At 43.5% G+C, this 15,367-nt stretch carries 12 protein-coding genes and 1 pseudogene; 11 read left to right on the top strand and 2 right to left on the bottom strand.

Annotation, left to right across the window (positions count from 1 at the left end; translation table 11 throughout):
• The first annotated feature begins 188 nt into the window (after positions 1 to 188).
• From ACJB0T_RS10990 to ACJB0T_RS10980, 3 genes are all read left to right on the top strand, one after another.
• Positions 189 to 1,193: an efflux RND transporter periplasmic adaptor subunit gene (locus ACJB0T_RS10990; protein ID WP_479293446.1), complete on the top strand. Its 1,005-nt coding sequence runs from the start codon at positions 189 to 191 to the stop codon at positions 1,191 to 1,193.
• Between the two features lie 8 nt (positions 1,194 to 1,201).
• A complete protein-coding gene (locus ACJB0T_RS10985; protein WP_479293444.1) occupies positions 1,202 to 4,390 on the top strand; it encodes an efflux RND transporter permease subunit in 3,189 nt (1,062 codons plus the stop codon).
• An 89-nt stretch (positions 4,391 to 4,479) separates the two neighbouring features.
• Complete coding sequence (locus ACJB0T_RS10980) at positions 4,480 to 4,668, top strand: YgaP family membrane protein (RefSeq protein ID WP_479293442.1); 189 nt, start codon at positions 4,480 to 4,482, stop codon at positions 4,666 to 4,668.
• A gap of 14 nt (positions 4,669 to 4,682) precedes the next feature.
• Here the strand turns inward: ACJB0T_RS10980 and ACJB0T_RS10975 are convergent, their stop codons facing one another.
• Entirely contained in the window at positions 4,683 to 5,486 is an 804-nt protein-coding gene (locus tag ACJB0T_RS10975; RefSeq protein WP_479293441.1) for an endonuclease/exonuclease/phosphatase family protein, read from the bottom strand.
• A gap of 398 nt (positions 5,487 to 5,884) precedes the next feature.
• Between ACJB0T_RS10975 and nrdD (ACJB0T_RS10970) the strand changes: the two are divergent.
• The 8 genes and pseudogenes from nrdD (ACJB0T_RS10970) to ACJB0T_RS10935 all read left to right on the top strand — a co-directional run.
• Positions 5,885 to 6,742 (top strand): annotated as a pseudogene (gene nrdD, locus ACJB0T_RS10970) (anaerobic ribonucleoside-triphosphate reductase); the annotation flags it as partial.
• A 249-nt stretch (positions 6,743 to 6,991) separates the two neighbouring features.
• A complete protein-coding gene (nrdD, locus tag ACJB0T_RS10965) occupies positions 6,992 to 9,133 on the top strand; it encodes an anaerobic ribonucleoside-triphosphate reductase (protein ID WP_479293440.1) in 2,142 nt (713 codons plus the stop codon).
• A 6-nt stretch (positions 9,134 to 9,139) separates the two neighbouring features.
• Entirely contained in the window at positions 9,140 to 9,607 is a 468-nt protein-coding gene (nrdG, locus tag ACJB0T_RS10960; RefSeq protein ID WP_479293438.1) for an anaerobic ribonucleoside-triphosphate reductase-activating protein, read from the top strand.
• 148 nt (positions 9,608 to 9,755) lie between these two features.
• Positions 9,756 to 11,078, top strand: a complete 1,323-nt coding sequence (locus ACJB0T_RS10955) for an SIR2 family protein (protein ID WP_479293437.1) — start codon at positions 9,756 to 9,758, stop codon at positions 11,076 to 11,078.
• A gap of 1 nt (position 11,079) precedes the next feature.
• Positions 11,080 to 12,819: an ATP-binding protein gene (locus ACJB0T_RS10950; protein WP_479293435.1), complete on the top strand. Its 1,740-nt coding sequence runs from the start codon at positions 11,080 to 11,082 to the stop codon at positions 12,817 to 12,819.
• A 347-nt stretch (positions 12,820 to 13,166) separates the two neighbouring features.
• Complete coding sequence (locus ACJB0T_RS10945; RefSeq protein ID WP_479293433.1) at positions 13,167 to 13,361, top strand: AbrB/MazE/SpoVT family DNA-binding domain-containing protein; 195 nt, start codon at positions 13,167 to 13,169, stop codon at positions 13,359 to 13,361.
• Between the two features lie 2 nt (positions 13,362 to 13,363).
• Positions 13,364 to 13,786 (top strand): Xre family toxin-antitoxin system antitoxin, encoded by a 423-nt coding sequence (locus tag ACJB0T_RS10940; protein WP_479293431.1) that lies wholly within the window; start codon positions 13,364 to 13,366, stop codon positions 13,784 to 13,786.
• 74 nt (positions 13,787 to 13,860) lie between these two features.
• Positions 13,861 to 14,049: a hypothetical protein gene (locus ACJB0T_RS10935; RefSeq protein ID WP_479293429.1), complete on the top strand. Its 189-nt coding sequence runs from the start codon at positions 13,861 to 13,863 to the stop codon at positions 14,047 to 14,049.
• A 630-nt stretch (positions 14,050 to 14,679) separates the two neighbouring features.
• Here the strand turns inward: ACJB0T_RS10935 and ACJB0T_RS10930 are convergent.
• Complete coding sequence (locus tag ACJB0T_RS10930) at positions 14,680 to 14,886, bottom strand: hypothetical protein (protein ID WP_479293427.1); 207 nt, start codon at positions 14,884 to 14,886, stop codon at positions 14,680 to 14,682.
• Positions 14,887 to 15,367 lie beyond the last annotated feature (481 nt).

Below are 15,367 nucleotides of genomic sequence, written 5' to 3'. Positions count from 1 at the left end.
GTACGTACGGTTCTGTAAGAGGGATGAGGCGGTAACGCCTCACCCTACTTGATATGCCTATAATTCAACCAGTCACATCAGAAGTCTTCATTAACACTCTATTTTAGCAAGTTCTAAATAAAAACATTAGACAATGCTAAATAATGTGTTTATATTAGATTTAACTAATTAAAGATAATGAGGTAAACATGAAAGTTAGCTTTCTAAAGTGGGCAGTGATTGCTAGTGCAGTATTCAACGCAACAGCGAGCGCTTATGACACCACCATTATTGAAATGAACAATATCGATTCTGTTGTTGAGCTAGACGCAACAGTAGAAGCCGTAAATCGCGGTACGCTTTCAGCACAAACCTCTGGAAGAATAGTGGCGGTGAATGCTGATGTGAATGACATCGTCAATCAAGGTGATGTGTTACTGGAAATCAGTGCAGAGCAACAATCTGCATCGCTTGATGCCGCGCTCGCTCAGCTTAACAGTGCCAATGCACAAAATATCAAAGCGACGGCTCAGGTGAAGCGCTACCGCGAGCTGTTTCCTAAAGGTGCAATTTCTCGCGAGCGCTTGGATGCTGCAGAAGCTGAAGCGCGTTCTGCGATAGCTGAAGTTAAGCAAGCCAAAGCGGCTGTCGCACAAGCCAAAGAGTCATTGGGATACACAAGCATACGTGCGCCGTATACCGGTGTTGTTACTCAGCGTCATGTCGAACTTGGTGAAACCGTCGCTCCTGGTAGCCAATTGATGACAGGCTTTTCACTGTCTCCGCTTCGAGTGGTGACGGAAGTTCCTCAGCGATATCGTGAAAAAGTAGAAGATGCCAGTCAGTTTTCTATAACCACTCTAAATGGTGAGGTCCTTGAGCCCTACGAGGCCAAGCTGTTCAATTACGCTCATGAAAAATCTCGTGCTTTCCGCCTTCGTCTAGAGCTTCTTGAACAACCACAAAACTTGCTGCCTGGAGAATGGGTGAAGGTTGCCTTTACTCATGATCAAAAACCGTCAATTCAAATCCCTAAATCAGCAGTTATTCGTCGCGGTGAGCTGAGTGTTGTTTATCGTGTAGAAGGCGAAAAAGTCGTAATGAATCCAGTGCGTGTGGGTCAATCGAACAGCGATCAACTTGAAGTCCTAAGTGGTCTTGAAGTAGGTGATGCGATCGTCACCGATGTGGTTAGCTTCTTGGCTGAGAAGTAGGAGGCATTATGAGTCACAAGTTAGAAGACAAAAAGATGGGGATTTCGGGGCGCATAGCAGCAGCATTCCAATCATCGGCAATGACGCCTTTATTGGCGTTGGTTGCACTGTTGCTCGGACTGATGGCGATTGCTATTACGCCTAAAGAAGAAGAGCCACAAATTGATGTGACTTTTGCCGATGTCTATATTCCGTTTCCGGGTGCTTCACCTAGAGAAGTTGAAAGCTTAGTTACCAATCCGGCTGAACAAATTGTGTCAGAGATTAATGGTATCGATAAGATCTACTCGTTCTCTCAGCCTGGCGGCGCGATGATTGTCGCGATATTCGAAGTCGGTATTCCAAGAAACGAAGCTGTGGTTAAGATATACAACAAGCTTTACTCCAATAATGATTGGATGCCAGCAAACATGGGTGTCGGACAGCCGATTATTAAACCGCGCGGTATAGAAGATGTTCCCATTGTAAACGTGACCCTGTCACCTAGGGCGGGCTCAGCAACGCTACAAGAGATCACAAGTGTTGCCCATGGACTGGAAACTGAGCTCAAGCGGATTCCAGGTACGCGAGATATCTACACGGTTGGTCGTCAACCAACGATTGTCGATGTGAGGCTCGACCCTGCAAAAATGTCTGGTTATGGAGTCACTATTGATTCGCTTAATCAGATGCTGCCAGATGCCAATTCAGCATCCCCAATGCTGAGCTTGACGCAAGACAACCAATCTATACCTTTGCAAATTGGTGAGTTTCTTACTAACGTCGATGAGGTGAAACAGTTAGTGGTCGGTTTGCACGATGGGCAACCTGTCTATTTGGCTGACATTGCAGACATTCAATTAGGCACAGATACACCAACGCAAGTTGTTTGGACCAGTGACAAGAACGATATTAAACCAGCAGTGACGATCGCGATTGCAAAGAAAAGCGGTGAGAACGCAGTGGATGTCGCCAAAGCGATTGGTGAACGCTTAGGTCAGTTAGAAAGCACTTTAATTCCGGATAACATCCAAGTAGATGTCACCCGTGATTACGGTCAGACCGCCGCAGATAAAGCCAATACATTGATCGGTAAGCTTGCGTTTGCAACCGGCGCAGTGGTGCTACTGGTACTAGTGACTATGGGTGTGCGCGAAGCGGTAGTTGTTGGTGTCGCGGTCATTATCACTTTGTTGCTGACGTTGTTTGCGTCATGGGCTTGGGGGTTCACTCTTAACCGTGTTTCTCTGTTCGCGCTTATTTTCTCTATTGGTATTTTGGTTGATGACGCCATTGTGGTAGTGGAAAACATTCATCGTCATATGGTGAAAGGTAAACAGAAACTGGCTGAGCTTATTCCAGGTGCTGTTGATGAGGTTGGTGGTCCTACTATATTGGCGACCCTAACAGTTATTGCAGCCTTGTTACCGATGGCTTTTGTATCGGGCTTAATGGGGCCTTACATGAGCCCAATTCCGATTAACGCGTCAATGGGCATGTTAATCTCGTTGATTATCGCGTTTGTATTAACACCATGGTTAGCTCGCATCCTACTTAAAGAGGGTAACGCCCACGAAGAAGCAGTCAGCAGTAAACAATCGGGGTTCTTTAAAAAGGTAATGTCACCATTTGTGGTAAGCAGAGTGCAAAAGCGCAATCGCATGTTGTTAGGTGTTGGTGTATTGGTCGCCATCGCGGTATCCATGTGGTTGCCAGTTCAACAACTCGTCGTGATGAAAATGCTGCCTTTTGACAACAAATCCGAGTTCCAAGTCATTTTGGATATGCCTGAAGGCAATTCGTTAGAGCGCACGCAACGCGTATTGTTTGAGCTGAGTGATGCGCTGAATGACGTCGAAGAAGTCAGTGACTACCAAATCTACGCAGGTACAGCAGCACCAATAAATTTCAACGGCTTAGTGCGCCACTACTTCATGCGCCAAGCACCAGACAAAGGTGATATCCAAGTTAACTTGGTGGAGAAGTCGGAGCGTGATCGTTCAAGCCATGAGATTGCTGTCGCGGTGAGACCAAAGCTGGTACAGATCGCACAGAAATTTGGTGGCAAAGTGAAAGTCGTTGAAGTGCCGCCGGGTCCACCAGTGTGGTCACCCATATTGGCAGAGGTGTACGGCCCGACTCAAGAAGTTCGTGAACAGGCTGCGCTGCGACTTAGAGAGATTTTCCAAGAAACGAATGACATTGTTGATGTCGATCTCTATCTGCCAGAAGCTCATCAAAAGTGGCAGGTGGTGATTGATCGCACTAAAGCCTCTCGTTTGGGCGTGGCTTACTCATCAATAGTCGATTCACTTGCGACTGCGGTAGGTGGTAAGCCGGTGAGTTATTTGCATAGTGAGCAGAGCAAATATCCGATCCCAATTCAAATTCAAGCTAAAGAGAGTGCCAAAGTTCGTTTGGAACAGGTGATGAATATGAAGATAAACTCTGCCTCGGGTACACAGTACATTCTCGCGGATTTGATTAGGGTTCGTGAGCAAGCGATGGATAACTATATCGTTCATAAGAACTTAGTTCCAATGATCATGGTTGTCGGTGATATGACCGGCGATCTCGATAGCCCCCTATATGGTATGGCTGATATCTCATCGAGCCTTGCGGATAAAGGACTGGATGTTGAGCAGTATTTTGTTAACCAACCATCGGGTCTTAAAGGTGTCGAGATCTTTTGGGACGGCGAATGGACGATTACTTACGAGACATTTCGCGATATGGGCATTGCCTATGCGGTTGGAATGATCCTGATTTATCTGCTCGTAGTCGCACAGTTCAAATCGTACTTAGTACCACTCATTATTATGGCGCCGATTCCATTGACCATCATTGGGGTGATGCCGGGTCATGCGCTGTTAGGGGCTCAGTTCACTGCGACGTCGATGATTGGCATGATTGCGCTAGCAGGCATTATTGTTCGCAACTCGATACTACTAGTGGACTTCATCAACCACCAGTTACGAGACGGAATGGAACTAGGCGACGCAGTTATTGAGTCTGCGATTGTCCGTGCGAAACCGATAATGTTGACCGCCCTTGCAGCCATGATAGGCGCAGTGTTTATTCTTGATGACCCTATCTTTAATGGGCTAGCGATCAGCTTGATATTCGGCATATTTGTATCAACTGTGCTGACGCTGTTGGTGATTCCAATTTTGTACTATGTCGCACTAAAACGGGGAATTGTGAAAGCCGGTATGTAGCTCTGTACAACCACCAAGGGAAGCTCCGCCAGAGGGTGGAGCTTTAATTTTAATATTTACATTAGCAAAAGCTTTTAAAGGAAGTGATTATGAAAGTTGAAAACGGTATCCGTGTTCTTGCAGGAACCATGGTTCTAGTTTCGTTGTTATTGACGGTTTATGTCAGTGACTACTTTATCTGGTTTACAGTGTTCATTGGTCTCAACTTAATACAAAGCGGGTTTACCGGCTTTTGCCCGCCACGAAAACTATTGATTAAGCTGGGACTAAAGGAGTAGGGCCAAGATAACTCTTAATACAGCTCTATAGAGAGAGGACAATGGTCGCTCATTTGGTAGTTGAGCACTTGGGATATTGGCATTGCATGTTGAGCAGCCGCTCCGGTTTGTAGATCGGGGCTGACAATAATGTGGTCAATCAAAGAGCGAAACTGATGAGTGCGCTTAGCGTTGCGCTTTGAGCGTACTTTGCAAATTGCTGGGGTTGATTTAGAAGCCAGTCTTGGCGCTGAGTTTAGATTTGAGACCAAATCGTGCCAAAGCCAATCGTCTTTATAACTGAGGTTGTGGTTGAAATCGCCAAGAATGATAAACGAATCATTGCTTCTCTCTCGCTGCTTTAGCCATGAGTGTATGACCTGGCCTTCTTGTCTCAGCTTTTGGCATGAACGGTGCTTCGTTAATTTGCCGCTACAACCCGCTTTAAGGTGCACAGACAGCAGGTGTATTGGAGCGCCATTTGCGTCTTCTATAATGACGGAGCTAGCAAAACGCAGATTGTCGCCTATTGTTAGAGGAAAGTCGGGAGTATCGATGACAGTAAGATCATTGTGTATCGCGAAGCCGGTGTACTGATTGATGTCTGAGAATTGATGTTGACGATTATGGACTGCTGACCGGTCGGAAAGGTAGATATGATAATGGTTGCCAACCACACGCCTAATCGCTTCGATACTATCGACTTCTTGAAACGCTAGAACTTCGGGTCTGATCTCATTGAAAAAGTACTGCAAAGCGCGGAAGTCTTCGGCACCTCGATAGCTAGTGGGAAACTTAGATGATGGAGTGACGGTTAGCCACTCTAGATTCCAAGTCATCAATGTTAGAGATTTTCCTTGTGCAATACTCAATGTAGGAAAAAGTGATATTCCAACAAGTAAGGTTGTAACTAAGTATTTATAACCGTTTGTTCTTATCATTGTCCTTGCCATTTATAGAAATCCTCTTAGGCAATGTGCCGTAAGACTTGGCAGAAATGCAACTGTTTTTAGCGAAAAATTCGTGTCGTATTTTGAAATTGCACGGTATGATATCAAGTTCATTTAGATCGAATTCTTCTTGTCCACTACCCAGTTTTTATTGATCTAGGTCAATACTTTTAGTTGGTGCTTCTCGTTAAATACACCACAATATATTGTGTCAGAAGAAAACGTAACAACCCTATATAGTGTGTATGTGGATAACTCTGTGAGTATGCTAGGGGTAAGGAGAAAGGGTGAAAACAATCGTAATCAAGAGAGATGGCTCTCGTGCTCCGTTTACAAAGGATCGTATTGAAGCTGCTGTGGTAAGTGCGGCGGAACATGCAGATAAGGAACTCGAAATCTATGCTAAAAATGTAGCGTTAGCGGTCGAGCTCAAGCTGCAGGATTGCGAACATGTGGATATTCAGGAAATCCAAACTCTAGTGGAGAACGAGTTGATGCAAGGTCCATACAAAGGGCTAGCACGTTCTTACATTGAGTACCGTCATGACCGCGATATTGCTCGTGAAAAGAAAAGCGCTCTGACTAAAGAGATCGAAGGCCTCATTGAAGAGAGCAATGCTGATCTTCTTAATGAGAACGCTAACAAAGACGGTAAAGTGATTCCAACTCAGCGTGATTTGCTTGCTGGCATTGTAGCTAAGCACTATGCGAAAACTCGTATTCTGCCACGCGATGTTGTTCAGGCGCACGATGAAGGCGATATTCACTATCACGATTTGGATTACGCACCCTTCTTCCCAATGTTTAACTGTATGCTTATCGACTTGAAAGGCATGCTGACGCATGGCTTTAAAATGGGTAATGCAGAAATTGACACACCTAAATCCATTTCAACCGCAACAGCAGTAACGGCACAAATCATTGCGCAGGTAGCGAGCCACATTTATGGCGGTACGACTATCAATCGCATCGATGAAGTACTCGCGCCTTATGTAAAAGCAAGTTATGACAAGCATCTTGAAATCGCGAAAGACTGGGATATTCATCAACCAGAAGCGTTCGCTCAAGCACGCACTGAGAAAGAGTGTTACGACGCATTCCAATCTCTTGAGTACGAAGTAAACACACTTCACACCGCGAATGGTCATTATGTAGTAAAGCAATTTATGAAAAACTTATGTGTGTGTGCGTACTGCCTAGAGAAAGGAAATTTCACGTTAGCCCTGCAAGCCTTTAAAAAACTGGATTCAACGACACTACAGAATTCATTTCGCCTAGCTGAACTGGCTGTTTTTTCGAGAGAATACTCTCGTGAGCTTGAGAAAAAGCAAAACTTACAAAAACAAGCCTTCCAAATCGCAGCTTAAAAACTAAAACTATAAGGAGAAATGAACATGATTATGAAACAACACGAATCAGCAGTTGTGGTTAAACGTGATGGCGCAAAGGCTATCTTCAACGCACAACTTATCAAGAATGCTGTTCAGTCAGCAGCAGAAAGTATTGATTGCACCAACCTCGAACTAGGCGATATCGTTGCCGCTAATGTTTGCGAGAAAATGAATGGTAAAGCCGAGATCGAGATTTCTGAGATCCAGTCTCTGGTAGAAAAAGAACTAATGCATGTCGATGAGGATGTGGCTCGTGCTTACATCGAGTATCGTCATGACCGCGATGTACAACGCGAAAAGGCAAGTGCTCTAAGCGCTGAAATTTCAGGTTTGACTGAACAAAGCAATGCTGACCTACTGAATGAAAATGCAAATAAAGATAGCAAGGTGATCCCTACTCAACGCGATCTTCTTGCAGGCATTATCTCTAAGCATTACGCAAAGCACCACATGCTACCTCGCGACATCGTTCAAGCTCATGAAAGTGGTGAAATCCATTATCACGATCTAGATTACTCTCCATTTTTCCCAATGTTCAACTGCATGATTGTAGATCTGGAGAACATGCTTAAGAACGGTTTCCGCATGGGTAATGCAGAAATCGACACACCTAAGTCGATCCAAACGGCTACAGCTGTCACTGCACAAATCGTAGCTCAAGTAGCTAGCCATACTTATGGTGGTACTACACTTAATCGACTTGATGAGGTATTAGCACCTTACGTAACGATAAGTCATCAGAAGCACCTAGATACAGCTAAAGAATGGGATGTGCCAAACCCTGAAGATTACGCACGTAAACTAACAGAGAAAGAGGTCTATGACGCTTTCCAAAGTCTTGAGTACGAAATCAATACGCTTTTCTCAAGTAATGGGCAGACTCCTTTCTTGAGTGTGAACCTAGGTCTAGGTACTAGCTGGGAATCTAAACTTATCCAGAAGTCAATTTTCCAGAATAGAATCAAGGGCTTGGGTAAAAACAAGAAGACTGCTGTTTTCCCTAAGCTACTGTTCACTATCAAAGATGGCGTTAACCTTAAGAAGGAAGACCCAAACTACGACATTAAGGAGCTTGCTCTAGAGTGTGCTTCGAAACGCATGTATCCAGACATCCTGAACTACGACAAGGTTGTAGAGGTCACTGGTTCATTTAAGGCCCCAATGGGATGTCGTAGCTTCCTCGGTCGCTATGTTGATGAGAATGGCAATGAAATACACGAAGGACGTAACAACCTTGGTGTAGTGAGTCTTAACCTACCTCGCATCGCCATCGAAGCTAACGGTGATGAGGCTAAGTTTTACGAAATCATGGAAGAGCGCACTGAACTTGTACGTCGTGCATTAGAGACTCGTATTGACCGCCTTCGTGGTGTTAAGGCACGTGTTGCTCCAATTCTATACACTGAGGGTGCTTTAGGTGTTCGCCTTAACCCGGATGACGAAGTTCTAGACATCTTCAAGAATGGCCGTGCATCAATCTCGATGGGATACATCGGTATTCACGAGACTATTAATGCACTTTACGCTAAAGATGGCGAGCATATCTTTGATGACGAAACCCTTCGCCAGAAAGGTATCGAGATCGTTAAGTTCCTGAAGAACAAAGTTGATGGCTGGAAAGAGCAAACTGGCTGGGGCTACAGCTTATACAGCACGCCTTCTGAAAACCTGTGTACTCGCTTCTGCGCACTAGATACTAAAGAGTTTGGTGTACTAGATAGTGTTACGGATAAAGGCTACTACACGAATAGCTTCCACCTTGATGTGCAGAAGAAAGTTAATCCATACGACAAGATCGACTTCGAGATGCCATATCCTGAGCTCGCGAGTGGTGGTTTCATTTGTTACGGCGAGTTCCCTAACATGCAGCGCAACATTGAAGCTCTAGAGAATGTCTGGGACTACAGCTATGACCGAGTTCCTTATTACGGCACTAACACTCCAATTGATGAGTGTTACGAGTGTGGATTTACAGGTGAGTTTGAGTGTACAAGTAAAGGCTTTACGTGCCCTAAGTGCGGCAATCACGATCCTAAGAAAGTATCTGTTACACGCCGTGTTTGTGGATACTTGGGCTCGCCAGATGCTCGACCGTTTAACTCTGGTAAGCAAGAAGAAGTTATTCGACGTGTTAAACACATGTAGAATCTAATGAATTACCATAAGTATCAACAAGTTGATGTTGTTAATGGTGAAGGCACACGTTGCACCCTGTTTGTCGCAGGGTGCGAACATAACTGCCGAGGTTGCTATAACAAATCAACGTTAAATCCCAACTCTGGTCATCCATTTACCCAAGAAATGGAAGATCAGATTATCACAGACCTGAAAGATACGCGTATCAAGAGGCGTGGACTGTCACTATCAGGTGGTGATCCTCTACATCCAGCAAACATTGCCAGCATTTTTAAACTGGTACTTAGGGTGAAGAAGGAATGTCCAGACAAAGACATTTGGATGTGGACTGGTTATACCATCGATGAACTATCTTCTGAGCAGAGAGCCATCGTAAATCATGTAGATGTACTAATTGATGGCAAGTTTGAGCAAGAAAAGTACGATCCCGAACTACTATGGCGTGGAAGTTCGAATCAAATCATACATAGATTTAGTCTATAGCGTTGAAAAGCATGGTTAGTACCATGCTTTTTTTGTCTGTATGCATAAATTGAGTATCGAACATGAAACTACAGTTAATCAATGAGTTGTTATGTTCAGTGTCGGTCATGTACGATGTTCAACTTAATCACTTGAAGGAATAATATTTGTGACAATTAAGGAAAATGAACCGCAAGCACAGAGTGAAGAATCTACGCAAATTGCTAGTAAAGATGCTAGCTCGGAGGTAGCTCAAAAAGTGTTTGGCGATGTAAATAACACTAAAATACCTCACGTTGGCATTCTTTACCCGCATTCAACTACATGGGAAGCTCTAGACCTTCCGACACTTAAGAATCTTTTACCAGATTTTACGGGAAAAAATGACGAAGAACTGAGCGAAGAGGTTAAACAAAAAATTACGAACTGTAAATCACACCTATTAAGCTCGTTCCAAATCCCAAATCTAGCAATCTTTGCAGGCAGTGGGACTTCTTTAGGCGAGCCTAAAGGTCCTTCGATGACGAGTTTGTGGAATGAGTGTATGCATGATGCGCTAAACTCTGGGCTAACCGAGGATGCTAAGTCAGCAACGAAGAAGGTAAATTATAAAGGCTCAAATATTGAGCATTTTCTATCAATGTGTGAAGCTTACCTAGCGGTTCATGCTGATGATGGCGATATTCAGGCATTCGTGGACTCTTGTAAAGCAAAAATACTTCAACTCTGTTCAGTTTTTCTTGAAAGAAATGACTCTGATATTTCCGCTTATGAGGATTTACTTGCGAAACTTGTAAGAAGAAGAGAGCGGGACAATCGCCTAACAGTATTTACTACTAATTATGATATGTGTTTCGAGTCAGCAGCTTCTAACAAGGGGATGGTGGTTCTTGATGGATTATCCTTCACGCGAGATAGAAAATTTGATGGTAAGTATTTTGACTATGATATTGTTGATATGGCTGCTGAAGGTAGTGGATATGTTCAAGGGGTGTTCAAGCTTTTAAAGCTGCATGGTTCTGTCAGTTGGGAAAGAGAAGGAGTTGATGTACGTGAATGTCGTTCACCAAGGCCGGAACACGCATGTTTGATTTATCCTGCTAAAGGTAAATATCAGCAAGCGTTTATTCAACCTCACTTAGAACTATTGTCGCGATTCCTTGAGTACTTGAGAAAACCCAACTCTACACTACTAATAGCTGGGTTTGGTTTTGAAGATGATCATCTTTCAGCACCAATTATTTCAGCAATTGAGTCGAACCCAAGTCTAAGACTAATCATAGCCGACTTGTATGGTTATCAAAATGTTTCTATGAAAGCACCAAATAATGCATGGGGAAAATTAGTTGAACTCTCTCAAAGAGGCTACAACATTACCTTTATAAGTGCTTCCTTTGCACAAATGGTAGGGTTAATCCCTAATCTTGAATCGTTAACTCCAGCCGAGCAGCTAGCTAAATCCCTCCAACAGTTTAACTCTCAGGTGGTCTAAAATGCATGACAGCACATATATAATCCACCAAGGGCTGAAAATTGGACATGTGACAACCATCAGTCCTGCGGGGGCAAGCGTAGCACTGAGTCGAACTGATGCAACTTCAGCTACCTATTTAGGCTCGGGACGTTATGGCTGTGGTGAGGTTGGAGAGCTTGTTATTATTGAAGGACAAACAAGTTTAGTCTTAGGAAAGGTCGTCAATGTAAAATCATACACTCAGAGTTACCAAGAATCATGCAGTAGCTCTGGTAATCAAGATCCGCTGCTTACAGGCTTATCAGCATTTGTACAAGTCTTAGCATCAATTTGCCCAAGTACTTTGAAGGTTACAGCAGGTGTATCTATTTATCCAAGGCTTGGTGATGCGGTATATTCTGCACCCGAAAGTTTTATTTCTAGAATCCCTGAACTAATGAGCAAAACACAACCTATGTACGTTGGAAAGACGATTACTTTAGGAAGTGCACAAGGCAGTCATCAAAGTAAGGTTACAGTTGAACCTGACAAGTTATTTGCAAGACATTGCGGAGTGCTGGGAGCTACAGGAGGAGGGAAAAGTTGGACTACTGCTCACCTAATACAAGAATGCGCAAAGTTTGATAAGTCTAAAGTAATTGTTATCGACCCGACTGGAGAGTACTCAAAACTCCCAATAACATATACAGAACACTTTCATTTAGGAGAGCCCCTTAATGTCAGTGAACAAAGTAAACCTTTTTATATCCCACCGACAGACTTCACTGAAAGCGATTTTGTAGCCATGTTTGAACCATCTGGCAAGGTTCAGGGCCCCAAGTTACGAGAGGCAATAAAAAGTTTACGGCTAATACAGCTTGACCCATCCTTAGATCCTAATGGCAGTGGTATATTGGAAAAAGTGAACCAACCTAAAGCAGCTTATCAAAAGTCTTTAAATGGCATAGACCCGAGCACTGGTATAAAACGAATGGCGTTGGTAGATAACCCATCACAGCCATTTGAGGTTCACAATATAACAAGACAGATAGTTCAAGAGTGTGTTAATAATTTTGATACTAAAAAATGGGGTGCTAAGAATGATAATGAGCTTACTTATTGCTCTTCATTGTTTACTCGACTATCTACCATTCAATCATCAGCGGCCTTTAAAGATGTGTTTCAACCCAAGCAATTTGCGTTAGCACTTGAAGAGTGTATTAACAAATTTATGCATGACTCTTCAAAAAGAGTGTTACGTCTGTGTGTTAGCTCTACAAGTTATGAGTTCAATGCTAGAGGATTACTGGCTAATGTAATTGGAAGAAAGCTACTAACTAAGGCAAAAGAACACGCTTTTGTACGTAGCCCTGTGCTAACAGTTCTTGATGAAGCTCATAACTTTTTAGGAAAGAGGGTTGGTACAGAAGATCACGCCGTTAGTTTAGATGCTTTTGAGTTAATAGCTAAGGAAGGCCGAAAATATGGTCTAAGTATTTGCATTGCAACTCAGCGACCAAGAGATATCACGGAAGGTGTTATTAGCCAGTTAGGAACATTGATAGTACATCGATTAGCTAATCACAATGATAGAGAACTAGTTGAAAGAGCTTGTGGTGATGTTGATAGGTCAATGCTAGGCTTCTTACCTAATTTGCAACAGGGTGAAGCGGCGATACTAGGTACAGACTTCCCTGTACCATTTATTATTAAGATGGATAAGCCTATTGTTGAACCACTCTCTTCAACACCCAACTACCAACAACTTTGGTGTGAGTAGTTCGCTGCAACTGTTCATGTGTGGTCGATCAGGTTGTGATCTGACCAACGTAGAGAGCGTGATAAGGCACTTGCGATCAATACTGAGCTGCGACGTTGCACAAATCACCAATGTTCTACGTATGCGGGTTGTAGGAGGGGGCAGCTCTCCATATTTTGGAACTAGCATCTTCAACAATCGAATGGTAGATGTAAATTAGCTATTCATTATCAATGACTTGTTAGTGACCAATGTTTGGTGTCCAAACCTTGGTCACGGCACAGTTGTGCATCAATTAATAATGGCGCTGGTGTGATTTTGACGTAGCTGTATATACTTTGTTCATGATGAATGGAGAATAGTGATTTATGAAAGAACTTCCAATTGATTATGAGGCTAGGTTTCTGGAGCTAATTGCGAACGATATAGCTGATCGCCCTGATCGTCTGGTTTATCCCTCGGAACGAGATAGAGACGAAATCTTGGAGCTTGTTGGAGATGTGGACGTAGATATAGATACGCTAGAGGCAAGCGACATTGATACCACAGATAGGTTGAGCTAATAATGTTTGCTATGGCATATCAAACACTTGGTGGCGAAAGAGGGAAAGCGGACACGGCGTATCAGGCTCTAGGTATAATTAGAGATGGTTTACCTGTTTCATTCTTTGAGCAGGGTAAGGATCTGTTGGGTGTTACTAGGCAGGACTATGCGCGCCTTGTAGGGGTGCGTTTAAGTCAAGTTGATCGTGCGAAAAAACGCAGCCTCAGGTTAAGCGCACTATCGAGTGAGCGTATATTAATGCTGTCTAATATGGCGCTTCAATGTGACGCATACTTTGGAGATGTTCAAAAACGAAATCAATGGTTAAATCGCTCAAACCTGCTTTTAGGTAATGTAACACCTTTATGTATATGTGATACAGCTATGGGTATCAGTCTGGTTAACGATATCATCACGAGGATGAAACTAGGGTATGCTGCGTAGGTAGCTAGACATGAAATCTGCATTGTGCACATTCTATGTCTAGCGACTAAGGCGATTAAGTGTGGAGAGCCACTATGAAAGATGATGACTTTGACGCAATTCTTATGCAAAAACGAGAGAGTCAGAAAAAGTTCTATGCAGCATTGTTAGAATCCCGAGATAATGGAACTTACGATGTGGACAAGCGCTGCTTGCGCTCTAAGTTGATCAAAAAGGCTAACCTACCTAAATTGTCGGTAAAAGATTTGCCGGATTTTGATTAGTCTGGATTGTAACGTACTAACGTTACAGTTCATTTTTGAGTTGGATTTTGTAGGTAAGGTACTGATAATGAATCGTATTTATCAATGTTACAATGCTCAAAATTTATTCGTACCCCTTTGTTTCGGTGCATTGTAACAGGCGGAGGGTGAGCTGGGTGCAACACCCAGCCCGGTTGGTGGAGTGTTCGCAGCACTCCACCCAAGTTTGAGATTCGCGAGCATCCACCTAAACTCGCTAGCCTCTGGATACCTCAAAGGCACCCACACTGATGACGGCCAAGGCAACCATCATCTAGTGTTCAAGGTATGACCAAACGTTGGTCATGCGTATTTTCACTGTGAATTCCCCGGATTGACCCTTTAATCATTCTGGCATATGATCTGGACCAGTAAGAGCAGGATCGTTCGGATTGACTGTTAGGCTGTTGCCTTACATACATACCCTGCCTCCCGCGACCTTAGTATGCTATGTCATATACTACTTTAGGGATAGGATGTTGAAACATCGTTTCCTGTAAAGTCAGATGGTCGCGCCATGCAAGACATGGACACATGAGGAGCTTTCTTCACTATAGGAATCTCGGAACTTCATCAAGGCTCTTCTGATCATAACGATTATGAAGAGCCATGCTATTTTATGGTTATGTAACCTCGCTCAACTGCACCACAAAATTCCTGCCAATCCTGAATATAAATGTATGTAGGGTGGCTAACCGTTTTACCTTGCATAAATTCATCTAAAGCACTTTTAATGTCGTCTGGTAGCGAAGTTGGATCTACGGCCGGGAAAGGCGATCCTTCAAATTTAAACGGTGTTAGTTCTGGTATCACGGTCATCGTATTACTCCTTTTTTCTTCAGGTATTTTAGTTCTATAGCGCCCGTTTTCTCCGCCAACGCTCGCATTTCCGCACCGAACCTCTCCATATCCTGAGGGCTCATGAGTTTAGTGTTCCCTCTGCGCTTTTTAGCCTTATTAAGGTCTGACATAGTTTTCCTACTTTATATTTACTCCACAGCAAAAATACATATAAGGGCTCCATTTTTTAGTACAACGTAGTAACAGCCGTTGGTGTAAATACCCACCAAATAGTGCGACCGCGGCATATCATCGTCCGGCGACCATGCTACAACCTCACTCAGCTTAACTCTCTGTAAGTTTTTGCATAGACCAACATCCATCGAGCCCCTATAGGGTGAAAATAGCACCTTTCCGTTGCGTAGCATTGCTGGTATGCAATCGCCACTAACAATATTGCTACCGAGTACACCGTGTGGTGTCAGTGTGATGACACGGTAGTTGTGTCGATACCTAATTT

The sequence above is a fragment of the Vibrio sp. CB1-5 genome, assembly GCF_059412285.1.
The sequence above is the reverse complement of the archived record's forward strand: the minus strand, read 5'-3'. Positions and strand labels throughout refer to the sequence as shown.

What these genes read in the sequence shown, in the direction of transcription:
- ACJB0T_RS10945 (WP_479293433.1), top strand. Translation starts at nt 13,167, where the DNA reads ATGAAAGAACTTCCAATTGATTATGAGGCTAGGTTTCTGGAGCTAATT.
- ACJB0T_RS10975 (WP_479293441.1), bottom strand. Translation starts at nt 5,486, where the DNA reads ATGACTTGGAATCTAGAGTGGCTAACCGTCACTCCATCATCTAAGTTT.
- ACJB0T_RS10950 (WP_479293435.1), top strand. Translation starts at nt 11,080, where the DNA reads ATGCATGACAGCACATATATAATCCACCAAGGGCTGAAAATTGGACAT.
- ACJB0T_RS10985 (WP_479293444.1), top strand. Translation starts at nt 1,202, where the DNA reads ATGAGTCACAAGTTAGAAGACAAAAAGATGGGGATTTCGGGGCGCATA.
- ACJB0T_RS10940 (WP_479293431.1), top strand. Translation starts at nt 13,364, where the DNA reads ATGTTTGCTATGGCATATCAAACACTTGGTGGCGAAAGAGGGAAAGCG.
- ACJB0T_RS10980 (WP_479293442.1), top strand. Translation starts at nt 4,480, where the DNA reads ATGAAAGTTGAAAACGGTATCCGTGTTCTTGCAGGAACCATGGTTCTA.
- nrdD (WP_479293440.1), top strand. Translation starts at nt 6,992, where the DNA reads ATGATTATGAAACAACACGAATCAGCAGTTGTGGTTAAACGTGATGGC.
- ACJB0T_RS10990 (WP_479293446.1), top strand. Translation starts at nt 189, where the DNA reads ATGAAAGTTAGCTTTCTAAAGTGGGCAGTGATTGCTAGTGCAGTATTC.
- ACJB0T_RS10935 (WP_479293429.1), top strand. Translation starts at nt 13,861, where the DNA reads ATGAAAGATGATGACTTTGACGCAATTCTTATGCAAAAACGAGAGAGT.
- ACJB0T_RS10930 (WP_479293427.1), bottom strand. Translation starts at nt 14,886, where the DNA reads ATGACCGTGATACCAGAACTAACACCGTTTAAATTTGAAGGATCGCCT.
- nrdG (WP_479293438.1), top strand. Translation starts at nt 9,140, where the DNA reads ATGAATTACCATAAGTATCAACAAGTTGATGTTGTTAATGGTGAAGGC.